This is a genomic window from Prauserella flavalba, from assembly GCF_003202235.1.
GTDB classification, from domain to species: domain Bacteria; phylum Actinomycetota; class Actinomycetes; order Mycobacteriales; family Pseudonocardiaceae; genus Prauserella_A; species Prauserella_A flavalba.
The window spans coordinates 26,048-47,191 of the sequence record NZ_MASU01000036.1; the positions used below are offsets into that span (position 1 = coordinate 26,048).

Annotated in this window: 21 protein-coding genes and 2 pseudogenes; 15 read left to right on the plus strand and 8 right to left on the minus strand. The window is 68.9% G+C overall.

Features of this window, described 5'->3' with window-relative positions:
- Positions 1-47: 47 nt before the first annotated feature.
- From BA062_RS39260 to BA062_RS39275, 4 genes are read right to left on the minus strand one after another with little or no spacing between them, the layout of a single operon-like run.
- Positions 48-1,235 carry an acyl-CoA dehydrogenase family protein gene (locus tag BA062_RS39260; RefSeq protein WP_110344183.1) on the minus strand — a complete coding sequence of 396 codons (1,188 nt, stop codon included), beginning with the start codon at positions 1,233-1,235 and terminating at the stop codon, positions 48-50.
- The gene (locus tag BA062_RS39265) at positions 1,232-1,642 is read right to left on the minus strand and encodes a Zn-ribbon domain-containing OB-fold protein (RefSeq protein ID WP_168214225.1); all 411 of its coding nucleotides are present in this window, start codon (positions 1,640-1,642) and stop codon (positions 1,232-1,234) included. The genes BA062_RS39260 and BA062_RS39265 overlap by 4 nt, the downstream gene beginning before the upstream one ends.
- 24 nt (positions 1,643-1,666) lie before the next feature.
- Complete coding sequence (locus BA062_RS39270) at positions 1,667-2,485, minus strand: enoyl-CoA hydratase/isomerase family protein (protein ID WP_110344185.1); 819 nt, start codon at positions 2,483-2,485, stop codon at positions 1,667-1,669.
- Positions 2,485-2,997 (minus strand): acyl-CoA thioesterase, encoded by a 513-nt coding sequence (locus BA062_RS39275; RefSeq protein WP_146240153.1) that lies wholly within the window; start codon positions 2,995-2,997, stop codon positions 2,485-2,487. Before BA062_RS39275 ends, BA062_RS39270 begins: the two co-directional genes overlap by 1 nt.
- A 105-nt stretch (positions 2,998-3,102) precedes the next feature.
- Here BA062_RS39275 and BA062_RS39280 point away from each other — a divergent pair, with 105 nt between their 5' ends.
- The 6 genes from BA062_RS39280 (at position 3,103) to BA062_RS39305 (ending at position 10,374) form a co-directional block, all read left to right on the plus strand.
- Positions 3,103-4,251 (plus strand): thiolase C-terminal domain-containing protein, encoded by a 1,149-nt coding sequence (locus BA062_RS39280; protein ID WP_110344187.1) that lies wholly within the window; start codon positions 3,103-3,105, stop codon positions 4,249-4,251.
- A gap of 13 nt (positions 4,252-4,264) precedes the next feature.
- Positions 4,265-5,299: an NAD(P)H-dependent flavin oxidoreductase gene (locus tag BA062_RS39285; protein ID WP_110344188.1), complete on the plus strand. Its 1,035-nt coding sequence runs from the start codon at positions 4,265-4,267 to the stop codon at positions 5,297-5,299.
- Positions 5,296-6,330 (plus strand): LLM class flavin-dependent oxidoreductase, encoded by a 1,035-nt coding sequence (locus BA062_RS39290; protein WP_210407130.1) that lies wholly within the window; start codon positions 5,296-5,298, stop codon positions 6,328-6,330. Before BA062_RS39285 ends, BA062_RS39290 begins: the two co-directional genes overlap by 4 nt.
- Positions 6,331-6,414: 84 nt before the next feature.
- A complete protein-coding gene (locus BA062_RS39295; protein ID WP_168214226.1) occupies positions 6,415-7,926 on the plus strand; it encodes an alpha/beta hydrolase in 1,512 nt (503 codons plus the stop codon).
- A gap of 60 nt (positions 7,927-7,986) precedes the next feature.
- Positions 7,987-9,543 carry a class I adenylate-forming enzyme family protein gene (locus BA062_RS39300; RefSeq protein WP_110344190.1) on the plus strand — a complete coding sequence of 519 codons (1,557 nt, stop codon included), beginning with the start codon at positions 7,987-7,989 and terminating at the stop codon, positions 9,541-9,543.
- A 30-nt stretch (positions 9,544-9,573) separates the two neighbouring features.
- Positions 9,574-10,374 (plus strand): enoyl-CoA hydratase-related protein, encoded by an 801-nt coding sequence (locus tag BA062_RS39305; protein WP_110344191.1) that lies wholly within the window; start codon positions 9,574-9,576, stop codon positions 10,372-10,374.
- A 300-nt stretch (positions 10,375-10,674) separates the two neighbouring features.
- Here BA062_RS39305 and BA062_RS39310 read toward each other — a convergent pair whose 3' ends face one another.
- Positions 10,675-10,866 carry a hypothetical protein gene (locus tag BA062_RS39310; protein ID WP_110344192.1) on the minus strand — a complete coding sequence of 64 codons (192 nt, stop codon included), beginning with the start codon at positions 10,864-10,866 and terminating at the stop codon, positions 10,675-10,677.
- A gap of 406 nt (positions 10,867-11,272) precedes the next feature.
- Between BA062_RS39310 and BA062_RS39315 the strand changes: the two genes are divergently transcribed.
- The 7 genes and pseudogenes from BA062_RS39315 to BA062_RS40935 all read left to right on the plus strand — a co-directional run bounded on the left by BA062_RS39315 (position 11,273) and on the right by BA062_RS40935 (position 17,380).
- Entirely contained in the window at positions 11,273-12,103 is an 831-nt protein-coding gene (locus BA062_RS39315; RefSeq protein WP_210407131.1) for a transposase, read from the plus strand.
- Positions 12,010-13,002: a tyrosine-type recombinase/integrase gene (locus BA062_RS39320; protein ID WP_210407136.1), complete on the plus strand. Its 993-nt coding sequence runs from the start codon at positions 12,010-12,012 to the stop codon at positions 13,000-13,002. The genes BA062_RS39315 and BA062_RS39320 overlap by 94 nt, the downstream gene beginning before the upstream one ends.
- A 35-nt stretch (positions 13,003-13,037) precedes the next feature.
- On the plus strand, positions 13,038-13,208 hold the full coding sequence (locus BA062_RS40405; protein ID WP_210407132.1) for a hypothetical protein: 171 nt from the start codon (positions 13,038-13,040) through the stop codon (positions 13,206-13,208).
- Positions 13,209-13,247: 39 nt separating this feature from the next.
- Positions 13,248-14,819 carry a tyrosine-type recombinase/integrase gene (locus tag BA062_RS39325; RefSeq protein WP_210407133.1) on the plus strand — a complete coding sequence of 524 codons (1,572 nt, stop codon included), beginning with the start codon at positions 13,248-13,250 and terminating at the stop codon, positions 14,817-14,819.
- A gap of 68 nt (positions 14,820-14,887) precedes the next feature.
- Positions 14,888-15,919 carry a Mu transposase domain-containing protein gene (locus tag BA062_RS39330; protein ID WP_110344194.1) on the plus strand — a complete coding sequence of 344 codons (1,032 nt, stop codon included), beginning with the start codon at positions 14,888-14,890 and terminating at the stop codon, positions 15,917-15,919.
- A 50-nt stretch (positions 15,920-15,969) separates the two neighbouring features.
- Positions 15,970-16,485, plus strand: a pseudogene (locus tag BA062_RS40930) (ATP-binding protein); the annotation flags it as partial.
- A gap of 91 nt (positions 16,486-16,576) precedes the next feature.
- Positions 16,577-17,380, plus strand: coding sequence for an NsdA family TPR-like regulatory protein (locus BA062_RS40935; protein ID WP_484266826.1), 804 nt, complete (start codon positions 16,577-16,579; stop codon positions 17,378-17,380).
- 29 nt (positions 17,381-17,409) lie between these two features.
- Here the strand turns inward: BA062_RS40935 and BA062_RS40940 are convergent, their stop codons facing one another.
- Positions 17,410-17,679 (minus strand): hypothetical protein, encoded by a 270-nt coding sequence (locus BA062_RS40940; RefSeq protein WP_245960250.1) that lies wholly within the window; start codon positions 17,677-17,679, stop codon positions 17,410-17,412.
- A gap of 115 nt (positions 17,680-17,794) precedes the next feature.
- On the opposite strand from BA062_RS40940, the gene BA062_RS40945 reads away from it, so the two are divergent.
- Complete coding sequence (locus BA062_RS40945) at positions 17,795-18,271, plus strand: phosphotransferase family protein (protein ID WP_245960252.1); 477 nt, start codon at positions 17,795-17,797, stop codon at positions 18,269-18,271.
- 226 nt (positions 18,272-18,497) lie between these two features.
- Here BA062_RS40945 and BA062_RS39350 read toward each other — a convergent pair whose 3' ends face one another.
- Both BA062_RS39350 and BA062_RS39355 read right to left on the minus strand, forming a co-directional pair.
- Entirely contained in the window at positions 18,498-19,076 is a 579-nt protein-coding gene (locus tag BA062_RS39350) for a kinase (RefSeq protein WP_110344195.1), read from the minus strand.
- A gap of 57 nt (positions 19,077-19,133) precedes the next feature.
- Positions 19,134-19,529 carry a hypothetical protein gene (locus BA062_RS39355; RefSeq protein ID WP_146240154.1) on the minus strand — a complete coding sequence of 132 codons (396 nt, stop codon included), beginning with the start codon at positions 19,527-19,529 and terminating at the stop codon, positions 19,134-19,136.
- A gap of 342 nt (positions 19,530-19,871) precedes the next feature.
- Here BA062_RS39355 and BA062_RS39360 point away from each other — a divergent pair.
- Positions 19,872-21,144 (plus strand): annotated as a pseudogene (locus BA062_RS39360) (IS701 family transposase); the annotation flags it as partial.

Here is a 21,144-nt window from a genome sequence, read left to right on the forward strand (position 1 = left end):
CCTTGTCCGCGCTGTCCGGTATCGGAGCGCGCCACGTCCGGTCGTGATCACGACAACCCCGCAGTCGTACTCCATGACCGATGCTGCCGCAATTGTCCGGCGATAATCTTTCGCTGGATCTCGCTCGTCCCGCCACCGATGGTGAACAATCGGGCATCCCGGTACAGGCGCTCGACTTCGAACTCCCTGGTGTAGCCGTAGCCGCCGTGCACCTGCACAGCGAGGTCGACCACCGAGTTGGCCAGCCGACCGCCCGTTAGCTTACCAATCGAGCCATCGAGAACCGCGGGCCGCTCCGCGTCCACGAGGTCGGCGATATGCCGGTAGAGCAACCGGCACTCCAGCAGCGCGGACGCCATGTCCGCGAGCATCGCCTGCACCGTGCCGAGCTGGTCGAGCCGGCCGCCGAACGCGGTCCGGCTGGCCGCGTACGCCGAGCTGAGATCGAGCGCCCTGGCGGACATTCCCGCGGCGATGGCGGGCACCGCGAGACGCTCGTAGTTCAGCACGTCCATCGCCAGGGCCCAGCCCTGCCCGACGCCCGCGATCCGGTGGTCGTCGGGCACGCGGACGTCGTCGAGCACGAGTTCGCACGTCGGGGACGAGCGCAGGCCCATCTTGTCCAGGGTGCGGGCCACCGTGATGCCGGGGGTGTCCATCGGCAGCACGAACGCCGTCAACGTGCCATCGATCCCGGTGCCGCCGGAGCGGCAGAGCAGCAGCAGTGCGTCGGCGATCGCCGCGTTGGTGATGAACATCTTGCGGCCGTTGATGCGCCACCCGTCCGCGGTGCGCTCGGCCTTCGTGGTGATCGCGGCGACGTCCGACCCGGCATGCGGTTCGGTGACCGCCCAGGAGCCGAGTATGCGGCCCTCGGCGATCGGCCCGAGCCATCGCTGCCGCTGTTCAGGCGCACCGTGCCGGGCGACCGCGCGGGCGAGCAGGTAGGTCGGCATCGTGGACATGGCGAGCCCGGCGTTGCCGTAGGCCAACGCCTCGATTCCCTCATGCATCGCAACGGAGTTCGGCCCGGTGCCGCCGTACTCCTCGCCGATCACCGCGCCGTACAGGCCGATGCGGCCGACTCCGAGCAGCAGTTCCCTGATGAGGTCCAGGTCCGGCGGATGGCGGTCGAGTTCGTCGGCCACCGGGATGACCCGCTTGGCAGTGAAATCGCGGATCGCCTCGCCGAACGGCGAAACCCGTTGGGCCGGCGACGAACCAGGTGCGGTCATCGGTCCTCCGTGCGGAAGCGCAGTTCGACCCAGCCGTCGTGATCGACGAACATCCCGGTGACGCGCGTGCCGATGGCGGGCGTGCCGGCCAGTCGCGCGACGATCCGAGCGCCCGCGTCCAGGTCGACCGTGGCGATCGGGTAGGGCACCTCGCCAGCGAACGCGGGGTCGAACGTGCGGTGCACGACGATGAACGAGTAGACGGTGCCGGTCGCCGGGACCTCCACCCAGTCCGAACCGGGGTGCGCGCAGTACGGGCAGGCCGGCGTCGGCGGGAAGCGGCGGCGCGCGCAGCCCCGGCATTCCTGCACCCGAAGCCGGTGCTGGCGCAGCGCCGCCCAGTAGGGGGCGCTGTCCTCGTCGGGAGCCGGTGCGATCGGCGGTGTGGTGACGGGTTCGGCGGTCATCGCCATCCTTTCCTCAGCCGTTGCTCAGCGTCCGGTGAAATTCGGCCGGCGTTTCTCCGCGAATGCCAGCAATCCCTCGTGGGCGTCGTCGCTGGTCACGCAGTACCGGGCGGTTGTCTCCCGTTCCAGCCGAAGCCCGGCGGCGATCCCGGTGCCGTCCCAGAACGCCGCGTTGAGCACCTGCTTGGCGTTGGCGACGGCCAGTGGCGACTTCTTCGCGACGTCGGTGGCGAACTCGATGCCGGCCGGGATCAGTTCGTCGTCCGCGACCACCCTGGAGACCAGGCCCCAGTCCGCCGCCTCCTCTGGGGCGAGCATGCGGCCGGAGAAGATCAGCTCACGGGCCCGCGCCGGTCCGACCGCCCTCGGCAGCAGGGTGAGCACGCCGCCCCCGCCCATCTGCCCGAACGGAAGGTGCGCGTCCCCGATGCGGGCGGATGCCGAGGCGATGGCGAGGTCGCAGGACAGTATCAGTTCGATGCCGCCGGCGACGGCGACCCCGTTGACCAGCGCGACAAACGGCTTGGGGTACTCGGAGATGCGGGCGAACACCCCGTGCAGGTCGGCCAAGAACCGCGGGAAGTCGCGCGGATCCCGTTGCAGGGCCTGATATTTCTTCATGTCGCCGCCCGCCGAGAACGCGCGGCCCGCCCCGGTGACGGCGACGACCCTGACCCGCTCATCGGCGGCGAGTTGGTCGAAGACGGTGCCCAGCCGCAGCCCGGTGTCCCAGTCGATCGGGTTCATGTCCTGCGGCCGGTTCAGGGTGACCAGGCCGAGTTGGGCGGCTCCGCCCAAGAGGTCGATCCGGTCGACGATGATGGTGTCGTCCTTGTCGGACATCAGTCGGTTCCTCGCAATCCGGGCAACTCGTTGGGGCTCGGTGATCGATGGGGGGCAGCGGGATCGGTCAGCGGCGCGGCGGCCAAGGCCGTCCGCAGCCAGTCCGGCAGTGGTCGCGCCTGGATTCCGCCCGGAGATCGGGGGTCGCCGAAGCTGGACCAGACGTGCCACGAACTCGCCTCGACGGCGACGGCTCCGTCGTCGATCCTGGTGACCACGGCGGTCACGGCGAAGGACGTACGACCGATCAACGAGGGATACAGCGCCAGCGCGATCTCGTCGTCGACCGTCAGTGGCCGCGAGTAACGCGCCGCCGACGCCACTGAAGGGCAGCCGCTGCCCGACCGCAGCATCTCACTCAGCGGATGCCCGGTCGCCTTCCACCAGCCGGTGAGCAGTTCCTCAAGCCAGCGGTACGGCGCGGCGAAGTACAGGATGCCGGCGGCGTCCACATCGCCCATCGTGACCCTCCGCCGGGAACTGGCGAGCGGTCCGCCCATGGTGGTCTCCACGCGCAGAGCCTAACACTGAGTTGGAACCCGACCACAAGAACGAAATTCGACGTACAAGTTGACACTTTTCGCAACGGCTACTTATCCTCCCTGGCAGGAGGTGCGATGAGAGCGACCGCGATAGCCGGTGTTGCCTACACCGAGCTCAGCAAGAAGTCGGGCCGGACGGTGCTTGACCTGGCGACCGAGGCGACCCGGGGTGCCGCCGCGGATGCCGGAGTTCCGCTGTCCGATGTGGATGGCGTGGTGAGCTTCAGTGTCCTCGACGACTCGGTGTCCAGCGAGGCCGTCGCCACCACCCTCGCCCTGCCGGGACTGCGCTTCGTCATGGACTTTCAGCAGGGCGGGCAGTCGCCGTGCTTCATGGTCCAGCAGGCGGCGATGGCGGTCAGCCTCGGTTATGCGGAGAACGTCCTGGTGTTCCGCGCGCTCAACGGGCGTTCCGGTGTGCGCGTGGGCAGCACATCGTTCGCCGGTGGCGGCGGCCAGTACCGGTACCCGATCGGCTACAACGCCTACCTGATGTACATCGCCATGTGGGCGCGCCGGTACATGCACGAGACCGGTGCGACGGCGGAGGATCTCGCCGCCGTGGCGATCGCGCAGCGCGACTACGCGATGCGCAACACGCGAGCGGTGGTCCGTAAGCCGCTCGACCTCCAGTCCTATCTGGACTCGCCGATGGTCGCCGATCCGTTCCGGGTGGCCGACTGCACGAGTGAAGTGGACGGCGCCTGCGCGGTGCTGGTGACCTCGCTCGAACGGGCCCGCGATCTGCGGCAGCGGCCGGCCGTCATCGCCTCGGCGGCCTACCGGGCCGGCGCGCGGCCCGGCCTGGACATCGGCGACCAGCTCCTGTACGACGACTACACCCGCAACTTCACCGGCCTGCTGCGCGACGAGCTGTTCGGCCGCGCCGGCATCGGCCCGGCGGATGTCGACTTCGCCGAGATCTACGACTGTTTCACCAGTACAGTCCTCTTCGGACTCGAAGGGCTCGGATTCTGCGAGCGCGGGGAGGCGGGCGCGTTCGTCCGGTCCGGCGCGACCGCCCAGCACGGGCAGCTGCCGGTCAACACGAACGGCGGCCTGCTGGCCGAGGGATACCTGCACGGCATGAACACCGTCGCCGAGGCGGTGCTGCAGATCCAGGGCAGGGGCGGTGACCGGCAGGTGCCGAGGCATGACGTCGGCGTGGTCACGTCGGGAGCCCTGGTTGACGGTTCGGCGCTGGTCCTGACCTCGGATCGCTGACGGAAGGAACCCGATGAGCGTGTTGTCCAATCGGCTCACCGAGCTGTTGGGAATCGAGTACCCGATCATCCAGGAGGGCATGGGGCCCTACCAGACTGATCGGATCGCGGCCGCGGTGTCCGCGGCCGGTGGGCTGGGCACCGTGAGCATGCCGGGGATGACCAAGGACCCGGCGGCCGGCGCGAAACTGCTGAGGGAACACATCGACCGTGTCGCGTCGCTGACGGACCGGCCGTTCGCGGTGAATGTCCCGGTCGGGCGGGACAGCACGAACCGCGTGCTTCCGGTCAGTGAGGCCTACATCCGTGCCGTCGTACAGGCGCGGGCGAGCGATTCCGCGCTGGCCAAGCAGTTGCGGGTGCTCACCACCAGCGCGGGCTTCCCCGGCGAGTTCCGGCCGCTGATCGCGGACAGCGGGCTGGTGCACATGCACAAGGTCGGCGCGACCGCGCATGCGCGCAAGGCGGAGGAGGCCGGCGTTGACGTGGTGATCGCGTCCGGCTACGAGATGGGTGGGCACACGCACGCCCGGCCGGTACATACGTTCGTGCTGGTGCCGAATGTCACCGAGACGGTGTCGGTGCCGGTGGTCCTGTCCGGCGGGGCGCGGGACGGCCGCACGCTCGCGGCGGCGCTGGCGCTCGGTGCGAGCGGGGTCGCGATGGGCACCCGGTTCATCGCGACCGAGGACAACACCGACTGGCACCCCGCATACGCCGCGCGGATCATCGCGGCCGGCGAGGGAGACGACACCGTCGCGCCAGGGGTCTACGGCCCGGCGCGCGTGCTGCGCAACGGCGCCGTGGACCAACTGGAGCAGATGATCCGGACGAATGAGCTGGATACCGGCGAGATCACTAAATGGAAGGACGAGGCGCTGATCCGTGCACAGTCCACAGGGGACGTCGACGGCGGGCTGATGGCCGCCGGCCAGGTTTCCAGCGGGATCGCGGATCTGGTCCGCATCGCCGATTTCGTGCCGAGAATCGCGCAGGACGCCGCGGCAATCCTGCGCAACCTGGCCGGAATCGCGGAGCCGGTGCCGTGACCGGGCCGGGAGGTCAACCGCGGCCCGGCGGGATCGTCCTGCTCGGTGGCGACCTGGCCACGGTGACGGATCTGACCGCGCGCGCCGAGGCCGCCGGGTTCAACTCCGTGTGGACCACCGAGTTCTACGAGCGGTCCGCGATAGTGTCGCTCGCGACCATGGCCACGGCGACGACACGGGTGACGCTTGGCAGCGCGATCGCCTACGCGGTTGGGCGTTCCCCGCTAGTGCTGGCCACCGAGGCCCGCGATCTGGACGAGCTGTCCGGCGGCCGGCTGGTATTGGGCCTCGGCACCGGCACCCGCACGATGCAGCGCGACTGGCACGGCGCCGATCCGGACGCACCCGCGCTCCGGATGGAAGAACTCGTCCCGCTGCTGCGGCGCTTCTGGGCGATGGACGAGCGGGGCATCGACCACGACGGCCGGTTCTATTCCGTGCATCTCCGGCCGACCGCCGACATCCGGCCGCCGCTGCGGCCCGATATCCCGGTGCATCTGGCCGGTGTCAACCGCAGGATGATCCGGGCGGCCGGTGCCGTCGCCGACGGCCTCGTCGGGCATCCGGTGTTCAGCAGGAAGTACGTGGACGCGGTGGTCCGGCCGGCGCTGGAGGACGGCGCCGAACGGGCGGGCCGGCCGTCGGGCCAGGTGACGCTCAGCGGCTATCTCATCTGCTCGGTCCACGACGACGTGTCGATCGCGCGGCAGGAAGCCAAGGCGCAGATCGCCTTCTACGCCATGGTCCGCACCTACGCGGCGGCATTCGAACTGCTCGGCTTCGGCGCGGCCATCGCCGAGATCCGCGCGGCCTGGCAACGCAGGGACCGCGCGGCCATGATCGCGGCGGTTCCCGACGACCTGGTGGACCTCCTGGCCGTCGCGGGCCCTCCGGACGAAGTGCGGCAACGGTTCGCCACGAACTTCGCCGATGTCTACGACCACACCATGTTGTATTCCCCGAGTTTCGGCCTTTCTGAGGAGCGATTCGCGGAAAACGTCCTGGCGACCATCGAGACGTTTGCCGGCTGACTTTCCGTCGCCGGTCGCCAAACACCCAACCAACGATGGTCTTTCTTTCTCGGCCCAATGAGGTGCAGGAAAGGATCCGTTCCCATGCGAATTGGCGGCAAAGGGTTGACCCTGTTGGGCATCCTCGCGCTACTGATCGGCAATGCGCTCGCCGGTTCGGCGGCGGCGACGGCCGAGCCCCCGCTCACCCGACCGCTGTCGGCGCCCTACGCCCAGTGGGATGTCTCGGTGGCGCCGTTCCAGGGCAACGCCAGGACACTTGAGGTCGATTTCAACAGCCCGCTGATGCATCGCCGGGTGACCAACCTGGTCTACCTCCCCGACTCGTACGCGCCGGACGGAGTGCCGTCCCCGGTGCTGTACTACCTGCACGGCACCGTGTTGCAGGAACTCGACAATCCGGTGCTCGATCCGGTCACCAAGCAGGAGTCGTTGCTGTACATGGTGTCCGCCGGCGGCGGCTACCGGCAGACCCAGCTGATGGGTTTCCAGTCCCAGCTGAGCAGGGCACGATTCGTCGTGGTGGCACCGGATGCCAACCCGGCCGCGTCCTGGTGCCACAACTGCGGCTGGATCGACGGTCGGTCCCACCTGCTGCCGAACCTGCCGCCGGTGACCGGCGAGCAGGTCCCCGGAGACACCTTCCTGCACCAGGAACTCTACCCACTCATCGAGCACCTGTTCAACGTGCGCACCGACCGGGCCGGCCGGGGCGTGTCCGGATTCTCGATGGGCGGCTACGCGGCCATGATCCAGGGTATGAAACACCCCGACGACTACGCGTTCGTCGGATCGGTCAGCGGTGTCTACGAGATCCTGACCGAGCCACGGCTGCGCGCGATCTGGGAAGCGCTCGGTTACCTGCGTGATCAGGGTTACGGCACCGGGCTCACCGAAGAGGTGTGGTGGCGCAACTATGATCCGAGCCAGCTAGCCACCAACCTGGCCGGTACCGGCACGAAGTTCCTGCTCAGTTACGGGGATGCCTGCCTGTCGCGCGCCGCTGTCGGTAACGCGGCCTACCCGCCGCTGCGTAATCCGGCAGCGGCCTCGATCGAGTTCGTACTGAACGCCAACAACAGCCTCGGAGTGCGGGACCTGGCGGCCAAGGGCATCCCGGTTCAGGTCGTGACGCTGCCCGGCGTGCACGGCGCCAACGACCACCGGGTGTACTCCGACTACCTGGTGGCGGCGGCGAACGACACCTTCACGCACAGCGTGCCGGACCCGGCGACGTTCAGCTACCGCACGGTGAATCCCACCTTCTCGGTGTGGGGATACGACGTGTCGGTGCACCGGTCGGCCGACGAGTTCCTCAGCCTCGACAACGCGCGGCGGGACGGTACGTCGTTCACCGTAACCGGTACCGGACAGGCCGAAGGGGACACTCCCGCGACTTTCGCGCCCGGCAGCACCCATCAGGTGGTGCTCACCGCAGGCGACGGAAGCACAGTGACGCGCGCCGTGACCGCGGACGGCAGCGGCAGGCTGCCGGTGTCCGTCGACCTCGGCCCGTCGAATCTCCTTCCACAGCAGACACTCACCGACGCGCTGGCGCTGTCGTCGGCGCGCACCGTGACTGTCCGGATCGACTAAGGCGCATATTGGCGGTGGCCGGCCGCGCGTGCCGACCACCGCCTGCCAAAGGAGAGAGAAATGGCTCAACTGGTTCACGAGTTCGTCGGCTCCTCCGTCCGCCGGTTCGGCCCTCGCCCGGCGCTGGTGGACGCGCGGGGAACGCTGACCTACCAGGAAATGTGGGATCGCAGCAGGCGGTTGGCCTCGGCGTTGCGCGGGCTGGGCGTCCAGCGGGGCGATCGGGTGGTCGCCCTCATGCACAACCGCAACGAGTGGGTCGAGGTGGACAACGCGGTCGCCATGATCGGCGCGGTCCGGGGCCGGCTCAACGCCCGTGACTCGGTCCGGGAGTTCGCCTGGGTGCTGAACGACCTGCGGCCCTCGGTGGTGGTGGCCGGTGAGGAATTCACCGGGCAGATCCAGGGGATCATCGAATCCGGCAAGGCACCGAGTGCCCGCGTCGTCGGCCTCGGGGACAAGGGTGACTACGAGAAGCTGATCGCCGAGTCGGCACCGTTCGACGCGGAGCCCTTCGGCGACGACGAGCGGTATCTGATCTTCCACACCTCCGGCACGACGGGCAACTACAAGGGCGCGGTGTACCTGCACCGGCACTGGGTGAACATCTACCGCAACATTCTCGCGACGATGATGAACGACGTCGGACCGGATTCCGCGCTACTGCACGTCGGTCCGCTCTCGCATCAGTCCGGCATCCTGACGGTGCCCGCGCTCTACCATGGTGCGCGCTCGGTGATGATGAGCCATTTCGATCCGGTGGCCTTCTTCGACGTCGTCGAGCGGGAGCGGATCACCCACATGATTCTCGCGCCGGCCATCATCAACGCCCTGGCGCATCACCCGCAGGCCCGCAGCCGGGACGTGAGCAGCCTGCGGCGCATCTACTACTCCGGTTCGCCCATCGCGCCCTCGGTGCTCCGGACCGCGATGGAGGTGTTCGGTCCGATCTTCTTCCAGGGCTACGGATCGACCGAAGGTGGGACGATCTACAACACGATCATGTTCCCGGATGAGCACGTGGACGCGCTGGAACATCATCCGGAGCGGCTCGCGTCCTGCGGCCGGCCGGCACCGTTCTTCGACGTGAAGATCGCCGGCGACGACGGCCGGGATGTCGGCGTCGGCGAGATCGGTGAACTGTGGGTCCGGGGCGACGCCGTGTCCGTCGAGTACTGGAATCAACCGGAGGCCACCGCGCAGGCGTATGTGGACGGCTGGTTCCGGATGGGAGACCTGGCGACCCGGGACGACGAGGGCTACATCACGATCGTGGACCGCAAGAACGACATGATCATCAGCGGTGGCCTGAACGTGTACCCGCGCGAGGTCGAAGATGTCATCGCGGCCCATCCAGATGTCAACGAGGTCGCGGTGATCGGCATACCGCACGACAAGTGGGGCGAGGCGGTCCACGCCTGCGTCTCGCTGCGGCCGGGCGCGTCGTTGACGCTCGAACAGCTCCAGCAGCACTGCCGGGACAGCGGACTCGCGACGTACAAGAAGCCGCTGTCCCTCGAACAGGTCGAGGAAATCCCGAAGACGGCCGTCGGCAAGGTGTTCCGCCGGGCGTTGCGGGACAAGCACTGGGAGGGGCAGGGCCGCCGGGTCGGCTGACCGGCCGGCGAACAGGTAGGAGGACCGCACATGCCCAGAACCACGGATTTCCAGGACATCCGCTACCAGATCGACGGGCCGGTCGCGGTCGTCACCATCAATCGGCCCGAGCGGTACAACGCCATGCGGGCCAGGACCGTCGAGGAGTTGGTGCACGCCTTCCGCGCCGCGTGGGCGGATCACGCGGTGCGCTGCGTGATCCTCACCGGTGCCGGGGGCAAGGCGTTCAGCACCGGCGGAGACGTCAAGCAGCGCGCGGAAACCGGTGACTACGGGCCGAGCGAAAGCGGCCTGTTCGAGCTGGACCACCTGCACCGGCTGATCCGTGAGCTGCCCAAACCGGTGATCGCGGCGGTGAACGGGCTCGCCATCGGCGGTGGCCACGTCCTGCACGTGCTGTGCGATATCTCCATCGCCAGCGAGACCGCCCGGTTCGGCCAGGCCGGTCCCCGGGTCGGCTCGTTCGACGCCGGATTCGGCACCAACTACCTGGCCCGGGTGATCGGCGAGAAACGCGCCAGGGAGATGTGGTTTTTCTGCCGCCAGTACGACGCGGCCACGGCCGAGCGGTGGGGGCTGGTCAATGCGGTGGTGCCACCGGACCAGCTCATGCCGGAGGCGATGAACTGGGCGACCGAGGTCGCCAGGATGAGCCCGACGGCCATCAGGTTCCTCAAGCACTCGTTCAACACCGACACCGAACACCAGGCCGGGGTGGCCAACCTCGCCACAGCCGCACTGGACATGTTCGTCGACACCGCGGAGGGACAGGAGGGCGCCGCGGCGTTCGCCGAGAAACGCAAGCCTGACTTCACCCGGTTCTCACTCTGAGCTCGGCCTGGGCCGCCGACGTCGGTCCGGTCATCGACGTGCCGGCAAGCCGTCGGGGACGATGATGACCTTGATGTTGTTGGGGGAGGCGGTGAACGCCTCAGGCGTTGTCCGCTTGCGTGCCGGTGCCCGGAACATTGACCACCACGGTGCGACCCACCGCCATAGACATGCTGACCACGGTCACGGTGAGGCGCGTCCATCGCGTCACGACCACTTGATCGCAGCGTTCGGGCCCTTCGTTGTCCCGGCTGTGCCGCGCACCGCGTACCAGGCGGAGCGCACGCCGGTCGCGACGAATCAGGTGCGTTCTTCGGTGTCGGCTGGTGGCAGGCCACGCATTTCGCGGATCTTCGCTTCGATCTCGTCGACCGAGGGACCACCCGAGTACCAGGCCGCCTCAGCGGCAAGACGGGGCGGCAGGGCGTCGGGCTCGGCGCAGGCCAAGGCGAAGATGTGTGCGGCTTTCTCGATCGCCTCGCGATTGATCATGACGCGCCCTCCCCGGACTTCTCGCGGCGAGCACGAGCTTGTGCGGCACGCTCCTCGGGGATCACCACTGCCCGTTTCGCTTCTGTGCGTCGTCGGCTGCGAGTTGCGCGCATCGGCGTTCCCAGACGGGACCAAACATGGCCCAGAGGCCGCGGATCTGCTCGTCACTGAAGGGCGGCAACTTGGCCGCTGTTGCCTTTGCCTGTCAGCGCTCACGTATTTCCCCAGCTAGAGCCGGGTTTCGCTCACGTAATTGGGCAGGTGGTGCGCTCACGTAATTCCCCACCGGGAAGGTGAGCGTGTCGCCGGGCGTGTGAGTCCTCGCAGAGTTGATCATGCTCCTGTTGGCTGTCTGGCAACGGCGGCAGGAGCCGGTGTGGCGAGGAGAACCTTCAGCGTGGTTGACGTGACGGAAATCTTGATCCACTGGCATGCCGGCCGGTCCCAGGCGGAGATCGCGACCAGCCTGGGCGTGGACCGCAAGACGGTGAAGAAGTACGTGTCCCCGGCCATCGCGGCCGGGCTGGCGCCCGGCGGGGCGGCGAAGCCGCCCCGGGAATGGGAGGCGCTGGTGCGGGAGTGGTTCCCGCAGCTGGACGACACCCGGTTGCGGCAGACGACCTGGCCGGAGATCGAAACCCACCGGGACTACATTGTGGCGCAGCTGCGGGCCGGGGTCACCAAGGCGACCATCCACCAGCGGCTGCGCGACGAGCACGGCCTGGCCGCGTCGCTGGCCTCGCTCAAGCGGTTCATCGCCGCGAACCTGCCCGAGGAGTCGATGCGCGAGCGGGTCACCGTCCTGCGCGATGATCCACCGCCGGGCGAGGAAGCCCAGATCGACTACGGGTTCCTCGGGACCTGGATCGACCCGGTCGGCGGCCAGAAACGCCGGATCTGGGCGTTCGTGATGGTGCTGGCCTGCTCGCGGCACCTGTTCGTCCGGCCGGTGATCTCGATGAACCAGCAGGTCCTGGACCGAGGCCCATGTCGCGGCGTTCGCGTTCTTCGACGGTTATGCGGGTGTCGATACCGCGATCTCGAAGGCGTACCCGCGAGGATGGGTGTCCATCCGGCCGAGGAGTGCGGGTGCCCTGGCAACCGAGTTTGCTGCGCCGTGTCGACGCCGCGGGCCAGCCCGCGGTGTCGCTGGGTCATGCGCTTGTTGACGACTACTTGGCGTTCGTTGCGGCTCGGGGCCGCCCGAACACGCTGCTGGCGGCGGCCTACGACCTGAAGGTGTTCTTCATGGTCGTGCGGAAGGAGCCGACCGAGGTGGTGACGGCGGATGTCTTCGCGTTCATCACAGCGCAGCGGGCTCCTCGCCGCGGGTCGAGGGTTGTGCGGTTAGAGGACGGGGAGGCCGGGCTGTCGGCGAGGACGATCAAGAGGCGGCTCTCCAGCGTGTCAGGGCTGTTCGGCTACCTGATCACACGCGATGACGTCGCGTTGGACCGCAACCCGGTGCCGTCGGGCCTGGCCGGGCGCCGTCGGGGCACCCGTGGGGCACCGCTGCTACGGACGCCGCGCACCCTGCCGAGAGTGCTGGGCCCGGACGAGGTCGACGCCGTGCTGGGAGTCTTGAACACCCACCGGGACCGGGCGATGGTCTTGGCGATGCTGTTAGGCGGGCTGCGGCGCTGCGAGGTGCTGGCCTTGCGGCTGCCCGACTTGAGGCCGGGCGAGCGGCGAGTGTTCATCACGGAGGGCAAGGGAGGGCATCAGCGGCTCGTCCCGGTCTCCGCGCGGTTCTTCGCGGCGGTCGGGGAATACCTGGACCGCGAGCGGCCCGCGGCTGACCACGACCGGCTGTTCGTGGTCCTGCGCGGCCCGACACGCGGCCGGCCGCTGACGGCGGCGGGGCTGGACGAGATCGTCGCCGGCGCGCGCAAGCGGGCCGGCCTGCCGAAGCTGACCTGCCACCAGCTGCGGCACACTTGCCTGACCCGCCTGAGGGAGGCGGGAATGGCGCTGGAGGCGGTGCAGGCTCAGGCCGGGCACCGCTCGATCGAGTCGACCCGGATCTACCTCCACCTGGCCAACGCCTGGTTGGTCGAGCAATATCTCAGCGCGTCCGCAGCCATCGACGCGGACCTCGCCGAACCGGGATCCATAGCGGCGGAAGGGGAATCCTGATGCCCCGGCCGCTTCCGCTTGCGCAGCCTGATCTCGTGGCGTCCTATTTGGAGCATCGGGCCGCCCAGGGCATGGGCACCGACCACAAGGTCCGCTGGGGTGCACGAACGCTGCTGGCGAGGGTGCCCGACCTGGACTCGTTCCGCGGGCTTCCGCTGGACGAGCAGTTGGCGTTCAACCACGAGACGCACCGATTCATCGGCTAGCTCGCGGTCACCGCCCGGCTGCGCCCGGGAGCGGAGTACTTGGTCGCACGCCGTCCCAGGCTGGGCATCATCCTGGCGCGAATCGACCCGGAGCTGCACCTTCTGTTCACTGAGACCGCGAGGATGCTGGGCTTCCGCGACCACGGCGCGAACGCGCAGTTCAACCTTCTGGCGCACCTCGCAGCGCTGGCGGGCAAGCGGGCGCAGGAGCTGGTCCAGGCCGATTGGGACGAGGGACGTCGTCTGTTGTTGGAGGCCGCGGCGCGGATCCCCAACCGGGGTGTCAAAGAGCTGTCGACGTCGCTGTTCAACCTGGAGGCCACCCTCTTCCACGCCGGGTTGACCGATTCGCTGCCGCGCCGCCGCAATCCGGACCGGGCCGACATACGCGAGCGGGAGTGGGCGCAGATCCCACCCACGATGGCGGCGACGATGCGGGGTTACGTGGGGCAGATCGCGACCACGTTGCGGCCGGGGACGGTGAAAAACGCCGAGGCTACGCTGCGGGAGTTCGCGTTGCTGGTCTGCGCCGAGGATCCAGACACCACACGGGTCGCCGACCTGCGACGGGCCCACATCGAGCGCTACAAGGCCTGGCTGCTGGAACGCCCCGCCGCTCGAGGCGGTCCCCTGCACCGCCACACAGTCCGGGACCGGCTGAGCAAGCTGCGGGGGTTCTTCCGCCGGCTGGACGAGTGGGACACCCCGGACCGCCCGGCGCGGCAGTTGGTGTTCGACAGCGACTTCCCGATCGCCGACGAGCCTCTGCCCCGGTTCCTCGATGACGCTGCCGCCGCGAAGTTGCTGGCCGCGGCCCGCCAGGATCCGGACCCGTTCGCACGGCTGGCGATCGAAATCCTTGCGCGCACAGGGATGCGCCGATCCGAGATGCTGGGTCTGACGATGGACGCGGTCGTGCTGATCGGCTCGGCCTACTGGCTGCGCGTCCCGGTCGGCAAGATGCACACCGACCGCTACGTCCCCCTGCACCCACAGCTGAAAGCGCTGATCGACGACTGGCTGGCCCGGCGGCCGGAGGGCCTGCGCTCCAACCTCCTGTTCACCGACCACGGTCGGCCGGTCAGCGCCTCCCGGATCGAGGCCGCCGTCCGCAACGCCGCCCAGCGAGCCGGTTTGGGCAGGGTCACACCGCACCAGCTCCGACACACCCTGGCCACCCAGGCCATCAACCGCGGCATGTCCCTGGAGGCCATCGCGGCCTTGCTTGGCCATCGATCTTTGTCCATGACGCGCGTTTACGCCCGCATCGCTGACCGCACCGTGGCCGATGAGTACTTCGCCGTCTCCGAGCGCGTCGAGGCCCTCTACGACGCGCCCAAACACCTACCCGCCGACGCGGAAGGCTCCGAGATGCGCAAACTTCGGGCCGAGGTGCACCGGAGGATGCTCGGCAACGGCTACTGCGCCCGCCCGGTAGAGATGGACTGCCACTTCGAATCCATCTGCGAGTCCTGCACCTTCTTCGTCACCACCATCGAGTTCCGCCCCACCCTGGAGCGCCAACGCGATGACGCGGACGCCAAGGGCCAGGTCGCTCGCAAACAGATCTTCGACGGTCTCATCGCCCGCCTCGACGATCAGGCATCCTGACCCGCAGGCCAAGAAATCCACAGAATCTGAGCCCGAAGGCTTGACAACGAGACCCGCATATTAGAGGGGTGCCGCGCCGGCTGGTGCCGGACAACCTGCGCACCGGCGTCGAACGCACCGACCTCTACGATCCGAAGATCAACCGCTCCTATGCCGAGCTCGCCGCGCACTACGCGACGCTGGTCGACCCGGCCCGGCGCGGCAAGCCGAAGGACAAACCCCGGGTCGAGCGGCCGATGCCCTACATCCGGGACAGCTTCTGGCGCGGCCGGGAGTTCACCTCGCTGCAGCAGATGCAGCAGGCCGCGCTGGCCTGGTGCACCACGGTCGCCGGCCGCCGCTCGTCACGGGCATTGCAGGGCGCCTCACCGCTGAGCGTGTTCGCCGAACGCGAGGCCGCGGCGCTGGCGCCGTTGCCGCGGCGGCCGTTCGAGCTGGCGACCTGGTCGCGCGGCACCATCGGACCCGACATCCACCTCAAGGTCGGCAAGACGCTCTACTCGGTGCCCTGGCGGCACATGGGCCGCAAGGTCGACGCCCGCACCACCGCGGCCACGGTCCAGATCTTCGACAACGGCGAGCTGATCGCCACCCACCCGTTCCAGGCGGTCGGCAAACGTACCGAGCCCGGGCACTATCCGCCGGAAAAGGTCGCCTTCCAGCTGCGGAACCCGGACTGGTGTCGCACCCGCGCCACCGAACTCGGCGAGCACGTCGCCGCCATCATCGAGGACCTGTTGCAGGTCAACGCGATCTTCCGGCTGCGGGCCGCGCAGAAGATCATCGCGCTGGCCGACACCTACGACCCCGTCCGGCTCGATGCGGCCTGCGCCAAGGCGACCGCGGTCGGCGACCTGACCCTGCGCACGGTCAAGGGCCTGCTGGCCGCGGGCCTGGAAACCGACCCCGTCGACGACGACACCCGCCCAGGTGACGGGGGCGCGGCCGCGTTCCTGCACGGCCCCTCGCGGTTGTTCGTGAACGTCGTGGCCATGCCCACCGCGGACGAAGCGTCCGTCGCGGACACCGCCACCACGGACGCCGCTCACCCCGGACCGGGCCAGCCCGGCCGCGGCAGCGATGCGGGGGTGTCCGCGTGATCATCGACGCCGCGCTCGAGCAGGCCCTGCGCAAGCTCAAGCTGTCCGGGATGCTGCAAACCCTCGACGCTCGCCTGGCCCAGGCCCGCGCCGGCGAACTCGGCCACATCGAGTTCCTGCAGGTCCTCTGCCACGACGAGATCGCCCGTCGCGACTCCCAGGCCATCGCCCGGCGGATCAAGGCCGCCGACTTCGAGGAGATCGTCACCATCGAGGAGTTCGACTTCTCCATCAACCCGAAGATCCCGGCCGCGCAGATCCGCGACCTCGGCGCGCTGCGCTGGCTGGCCGGAGGCGAGTCGGTGATCCTCTACGGCCCGGTCGGGGTCGGCAAGACCCACATCGCCCAGGCGCTGGGGCACAACGTCATCCGCCAGGGCGGCGACGTCCGGTTCTTCAAGCTGCGCAAGGTCTTGGCCACCCTGGCCGGCGGGCACGCCGACAAGACCTGGGAGAAGCGGATGCGGGAGCTGATCAAACCCGCGGTGCTCATCCTGGACGACTTCGGGATGCGGGATCTGACCGCCACCCAGGCCGACGATCTGTTCGAGCTGATCTCCGAACGGGGCCGGGCCGAACGCTCGTTGGTTCTGACCAGCAACCGTTCGCCGGTCCACCTACGGCGGTGGCCTCGCGCGCGAAGCCGTCCAAGCCCAGCTGCACTGGTCGGCAGGGCTGCTCGACGCAAGTTGCGACGAGGCGCTGCGCGGCCCGTTGCGCAGCGCGATCGGCTACCTGGCCCACACCTGCGGGTTCATGGCCTTCGACGCCTACGCCCACGACGACGCCACCCACGCGTTCCAGTTCGGCCTCGCCTGTGCCGAAGAGGCGGGCGACTGGCACCTGCGCGCCAAGATCCTCTCCTCGATGGCGCGGCACGCGATCTGGATCGGCAAACCCGACGAGGGGCTGACCTGGATCGAGCACGCCCTGGTGCGCGCCGACCGGCTCACCGCAACCGAGCGGGCGATGCTGCACACCGCCCACGCCCGCGCGCTGGCAAAGATGCGGCGCACCCACGACGCCCTCGCCGCCGTCGGCCGCGCCGACGACGAATTCGCCCACGCCACCCCGGCCAACGATCCACCCTGGATGGCCTACTACGACCACGCCCAGCACGTCGGCGACACCGGCCACGCCCTGTTCGACGTCGCCGTACACGGGCACCGGCCGCTCGACGCCACCGCGCGGCTCTCGGACGCCGTCACCGGACACACCGACGCCTACGCCCGCTCCCGCGCGATCTCCCAGATCAAGCTGGCCACCTTGACCATGGCCACCGGTGATCCCGCCGAGGCTGCCGTCATCGGCCAGGCCGCGCTCGACATCGCGGGCACCGTGCGCTCACGCCGGGCCGCCGACGACCTGCGCGAGCTGTCCCGCTACGCCCACCGCCACAGCCGCACCCCCGAGGTCGCCGCCTTGCGCCAGCGCATCCACACGGTGGTCGCCGCATCGTGACCACGACCGGAACCGAGGAAGCCGAAGAGCTACTGCGCGACGCCTGTAACCAGGCAGGTATCGACGCGCGGGGCGCTGAGCCCATCCGGCTCGGCGAGAACGCGATCTTCCGGCTCCCCAGCGGCATCGTCGCCCGCATCGCCCGACCCGGCCAGCTCGACGCCGCCGCCCGGGAAGTCCGCATCGCCCGATGGCTCGCCGACCACGACATCCCCGCCGTCCGCGCGCTCGACGACCTCGACCACCACATCGAGGCGCACGGGCGTGCGGTGACCTTCTGGCACGAACTTCCCGAGCATCACAAGGGCACCCCCGCTCAAGTCGCGACGGCTCTGCGCCGCCTGCACGACCTGCCGGTCACCGGGGCAGCACCCGTTCTCCGCGCTGGAGCCGTTCGTCCGGCTCGACGAGCGCATCGCCGCCGCCACCAGCCTCACCGACGACGACCGCGCCTGGCTGCACCAGCACCTCGCCACCCTGCGAGAGAGCTACGACAACCTCCCCGCCGGCCTGCCGCACACTGTGCTGCACGGCGACGCCTGGGTCGGCAACGTCGTCGCCACCACCGACAACCAGGTCGTGCTGCTGGACCTCGAACGCGCCTCCATCGGCCCACCCGAATGGGACCTCGTCTCCACCGCCATCAAACACACCAGCTTCGCCTGGATCAGTGCCGCCGACTACCGCGACTTCTGCCACCGCTACGGCCACGACGTCACCACCTGGGACGGATTCGCGCTCCTGCGCGACATCCGCGAACTCCGCATGACCTGCTACCTCGCCCAACACGCCGCCGAGAACCCCCGCACGCACCGCGAAGCCGCACTCCGTGTCTCCTGCCTACGCGGCCTGAACGGGCCTCGTCCCTGGTCCTGGTCGCCCGCGTCCTAACCTCCCGCCGGACACCGAAATAGCTTGTCCGGGCCCAAAAGATGTTGCGGTGAATGGATCTCATCGGATGGACGGGCCGTGAACAGGGTGGTCCGCAGATGCGACGCGTACTGCGGCAGGGACTCGGCGGGCACCCATTCCTCGATCGAACGGCACTCGCAATGAGCATGGTTGCCCAGCATCTACACCGCCGCCCGCTGAGCGAGCCGGAGTGCAACCGCGGTGATCACTCGCGCACAGCACTGCCCAAGACGACGGGATCGATCGGATCGGGTTCTCGTTCGTACCGCTGCTCGAAGACCTCGGCAAGGATGCGCGCGACGGTGTTCTGCAGGCTGGATGCCGACGGGATGAGCTGCTCGCCAGCCAGTCCGAGCAAGTCCCGTTCGCGGTACCACTCACGCATGTGCTCGGCGCCGAACTCGCCTGATTGCGGCCGGGCCTCGTGCCGGCGCAGGGACTCCTCGAACGAGACATCCAGATAGTAGACGCCGGTACGACCGCGGTGATCGGCGGCGAGTTCGGCGAGCATGTCGCCGTAACGCTCGGCGTGCAGGATGCCTTCCACGATCACATGAAAGCCGTTGTCGAGGGCGTAGCGAGCCACGGTCGAGAGCAAACCGATGTTCACGCCGCCGGGCACGTCGCGTTCTTTTAGGATGGTCCGGCGGATGACGTCCTGGGCCGCCACTGCGCAGGTCCGCCCGAGGTGTGAACGGACGGCCAGCGCCACGGAACTTTTGCCCGATCCCGAATTGCCGCGCACGATCGCCAGGCGTGTGGACTCCGATCCGGTGGGCGTCATCGGCAGCAGTCTAGGCGGCGGGACCGTCATGACGTGCCCGCCGCACGCGGTGTGTCGTTATGGCTGGGTGTCCTCGCGTGGCCACCAGCGCACGGCACCGTCGATGAGGTCAGCGGTGTGTTCGGGCGCGTCGTCTGGGCAGTTCTCCCAGCGAGATTCGCCCGGCCCGTCGTGGACGCGGATGCCTTCGGTGTAGACGCCGAACAAGAAGGCTCCGGCGGTGCTGTGGGGGCGCTGGTGGACCCAGTCCGGCATCGCGGCGGTCGGCAGGGTCTGCTCGATCCAACGGCGGGCCTCATCCTCGGTGGCGGCATCGTGTTCGGCGACGCAGGCGACGTTGTCGTCATCGCCGACGCCCAGCAGAATCGCCGCACCGAATCCGGTGCGGACCTCCGTGGTGGTCGCAGTGCTCAATGCAGTTCCCCCTTGTGCTTCCGGCAGGAACTTCAGCATGCGCCCGTTCCGGCGATCTCGCTAGTCACCCACTGACCTTTGTTCTCGGCATCGTGGCCGGTCAACGCGGGCGCGGTGTGGCACTGCAGTGGTACTTCGCCCCCGCCGTACCGCGGCATTCTGTCGATTCCCCGTGCGCTCGACCGCGCACGAAAACAGCCTTCCGAGAACGACCTAGTACGGCAGCCGCACAGTGTGATCTTGGTCGGCGTGTCGTGATCACGAGGGCGGCCACCGCGTGATCAACTTCAAGGTGTGTTGGATCTTGAAACTGACGCGGTGGCCGCGTCGTGGACTGTAGTTGGTGATCCGCTTGCGCGCTGGCAGGCGGGGTTCGGTGAGGTGTTTGGGCTGGTGGCGGGCCGGTTCGCGCAGGTGCAGTCGCGGCGCCGGGCGCGGCTGTACCTGCTGGGGCTGCTGTCGGGGGCCGAGCGCAAGAACTCCTGGACGCTCGCCGAGCAGGCCGGCGAACTGAGCCCGGATGGCATGCAGCGGCTGCTGAACTGTCTACGCCTGGGACGCCGAGGCGGTGCGCGATGACCTGCGCGGCTACGTGCTGGACCGGCTGGGTGATGCGGCCGGTGTGCTGGCCGCCGACGAGACCGGATTCCTGAAGAAAGGCACCCGCTCCGCTGGCGTTCAGCGGCAGTACTCCGGCACGGCGGGCCGGATCGAGAACTGTCAGCTCGGGGTGTTCCTGGCCTACGTGTCACCGCGGGGGCGGGCGCTGGTCGACCGGGAGCTGTACCTGCCGCGCTCCTGGACCGACGATCCGCAGCGCTGCGCCGAGGCCGGGATCGGCGACGAGGTCGGCTTCGCCACCAAGCCGGAGCTGGCGCGGCGGATGCTGCAGCGGCTGCTGGCCGCGCACGGGCACCAGGCGGTGCCGTGGTTCACCGCCGATGAGGCCTACGGCGACAACCCCGGACTGCGCGCCTGGCTGGACGAGCAGAACCTCAACTACGTGATGGCCGTGTCCTGCGACCAGCGGTTCGCCACCCCGACCGGCCCGCAACGCGCCGACCAGCTGGCCGCCGCGGCACCCAGACGCGGCTGGCAGCGGCTCTCGGCCGGCGACGGGAGCAAGGGCCAGCGACTCTACGACTGGTTGCTGCTCGACCCCGGAGCCGACCAGCACCACCTGCTGGTCCGTCGCTCGATCAGCAAGCCCAGCGAGCTGGCCTACTACATCTGCCACGCCAACCAGCCGGTCCCGGTCGCCGAGCTGGTCCGGGTCGCCGGGTCCCGGTGGGGCATCGAGGAAACATTCCAGTTCGCCAAGAACGAGACCGGCCTGGACCACTACCAGGTCCGCCGCTACGACGCCTGGTACCGGCACATCACGCTCTCGATGCTCGCCGCGGCGTTCCTCGCCGTCACCGCCCACACCGAGCGCGCACGAACCGCGTCAAAGGGGGCACCACAGGCGGCATCGACCAGCTGATCCCGTTGTCCTGCAACGAAATCCGGCGCCTCTGGGCCAAGCTGACCCACCCCGATCACCCCCGAGCCCATGCCGACCACTGGTCAGCCTGGCGCCGACTCCACCAAACCCGCGCCAAGCGCAGCCACTACCAGCGACAACGCCTCAAACATCACAGCCTGCGGCTGCCGT

Excerpts from the sequence above, each read along its gene's own strand:
- BA062_RS39305 (WP_110344191.1), top strand. The coding sequence starts at position 9,574 with ATGCCCAGAACCACGGATTTCCAGGACATCCGCTACCAGATCGACGGG.
- BA062_RS39355 (WP_146240154.1), bottom strand. The coding sequence starts at position 19,529 with ATGCTGAAGTTCCTGCCGGAAGCACAAGGGGGAACTGCATTGAGCACT.
- BA062_RS39285 (WP_110344188.1), top strand. The coding sequence starts at position 4,265 with ATGAGCGTGTTGTCCAATCGGCTCACCGAGCTGTTGGGAATCGAGTAC.
- BA062_RS39295 (WP_168214226.1), top strand. The coding sequence starts at position 6,415 with ATGCGAATTGGCGGCAAAGGGTTGACCCTGTTGGGCATCCTCGCGCTA.
- BA062_RS39300 (WP_110344190.1), top strand. The coding sequence starts at position 7,987 with ATGGCTCAACTGGTTCACGAGTTCGTCGGCTCCTCCGTCCGCCGGTTC.
- BA062_RS39310 (WP_110344192.1), bottom strand. The coding sequence starts at position 10,866 with ATGATCAATCGCGAGGCGATCGAGAAAGCCGCACACATCTTCGCCTTG.
- BA062_RS39265 (WP_168214225.1), bottom strand. The coding sequence starts at position 1,642 with ATGACCGCCGAACCCGTCACCACACCGCCGATCGCACCGGCTCCCGAC.
- BA062_RS39280 (WP_110344187.1), top strand. The coding sequence starts at position 3,103 with ATGAGAGCGACCGCGATAGCCGGTGTTGCCTACACCGAGCTCAGCAAG.
- BA062_RS39270 (WP_110344185.1), bottom strand. The coding sequence starts at position 2,485 with ATGTCCGACAAGGACGACACCATCATCGTCGACCGGATCGACCTCTTG.
- BA062_RS39350 (WP_110344195.1), bottom strand. The coding sequence starts at position 19,076 with ATGACGCCCACCGGATCGGAGTCCACACGCCTGGCGATCGTGCGCGGC.
- BA062_RS39260 (WP_110344183.1), bottom strand. The coding sequence starts at position 1,235 with ATGACCGCACCTGGTTCGTCGCCGGCCCAACGGGTTTCGCCGTTCGGC.
- BA062_RS40940 (WP_245960250.1), bottom strand. The coding sequence starts at position 17,679 with ATGCTCGGGAAGTTCGTGCCAGAAGGTCACCGCACGCCCGTGCGCCTC.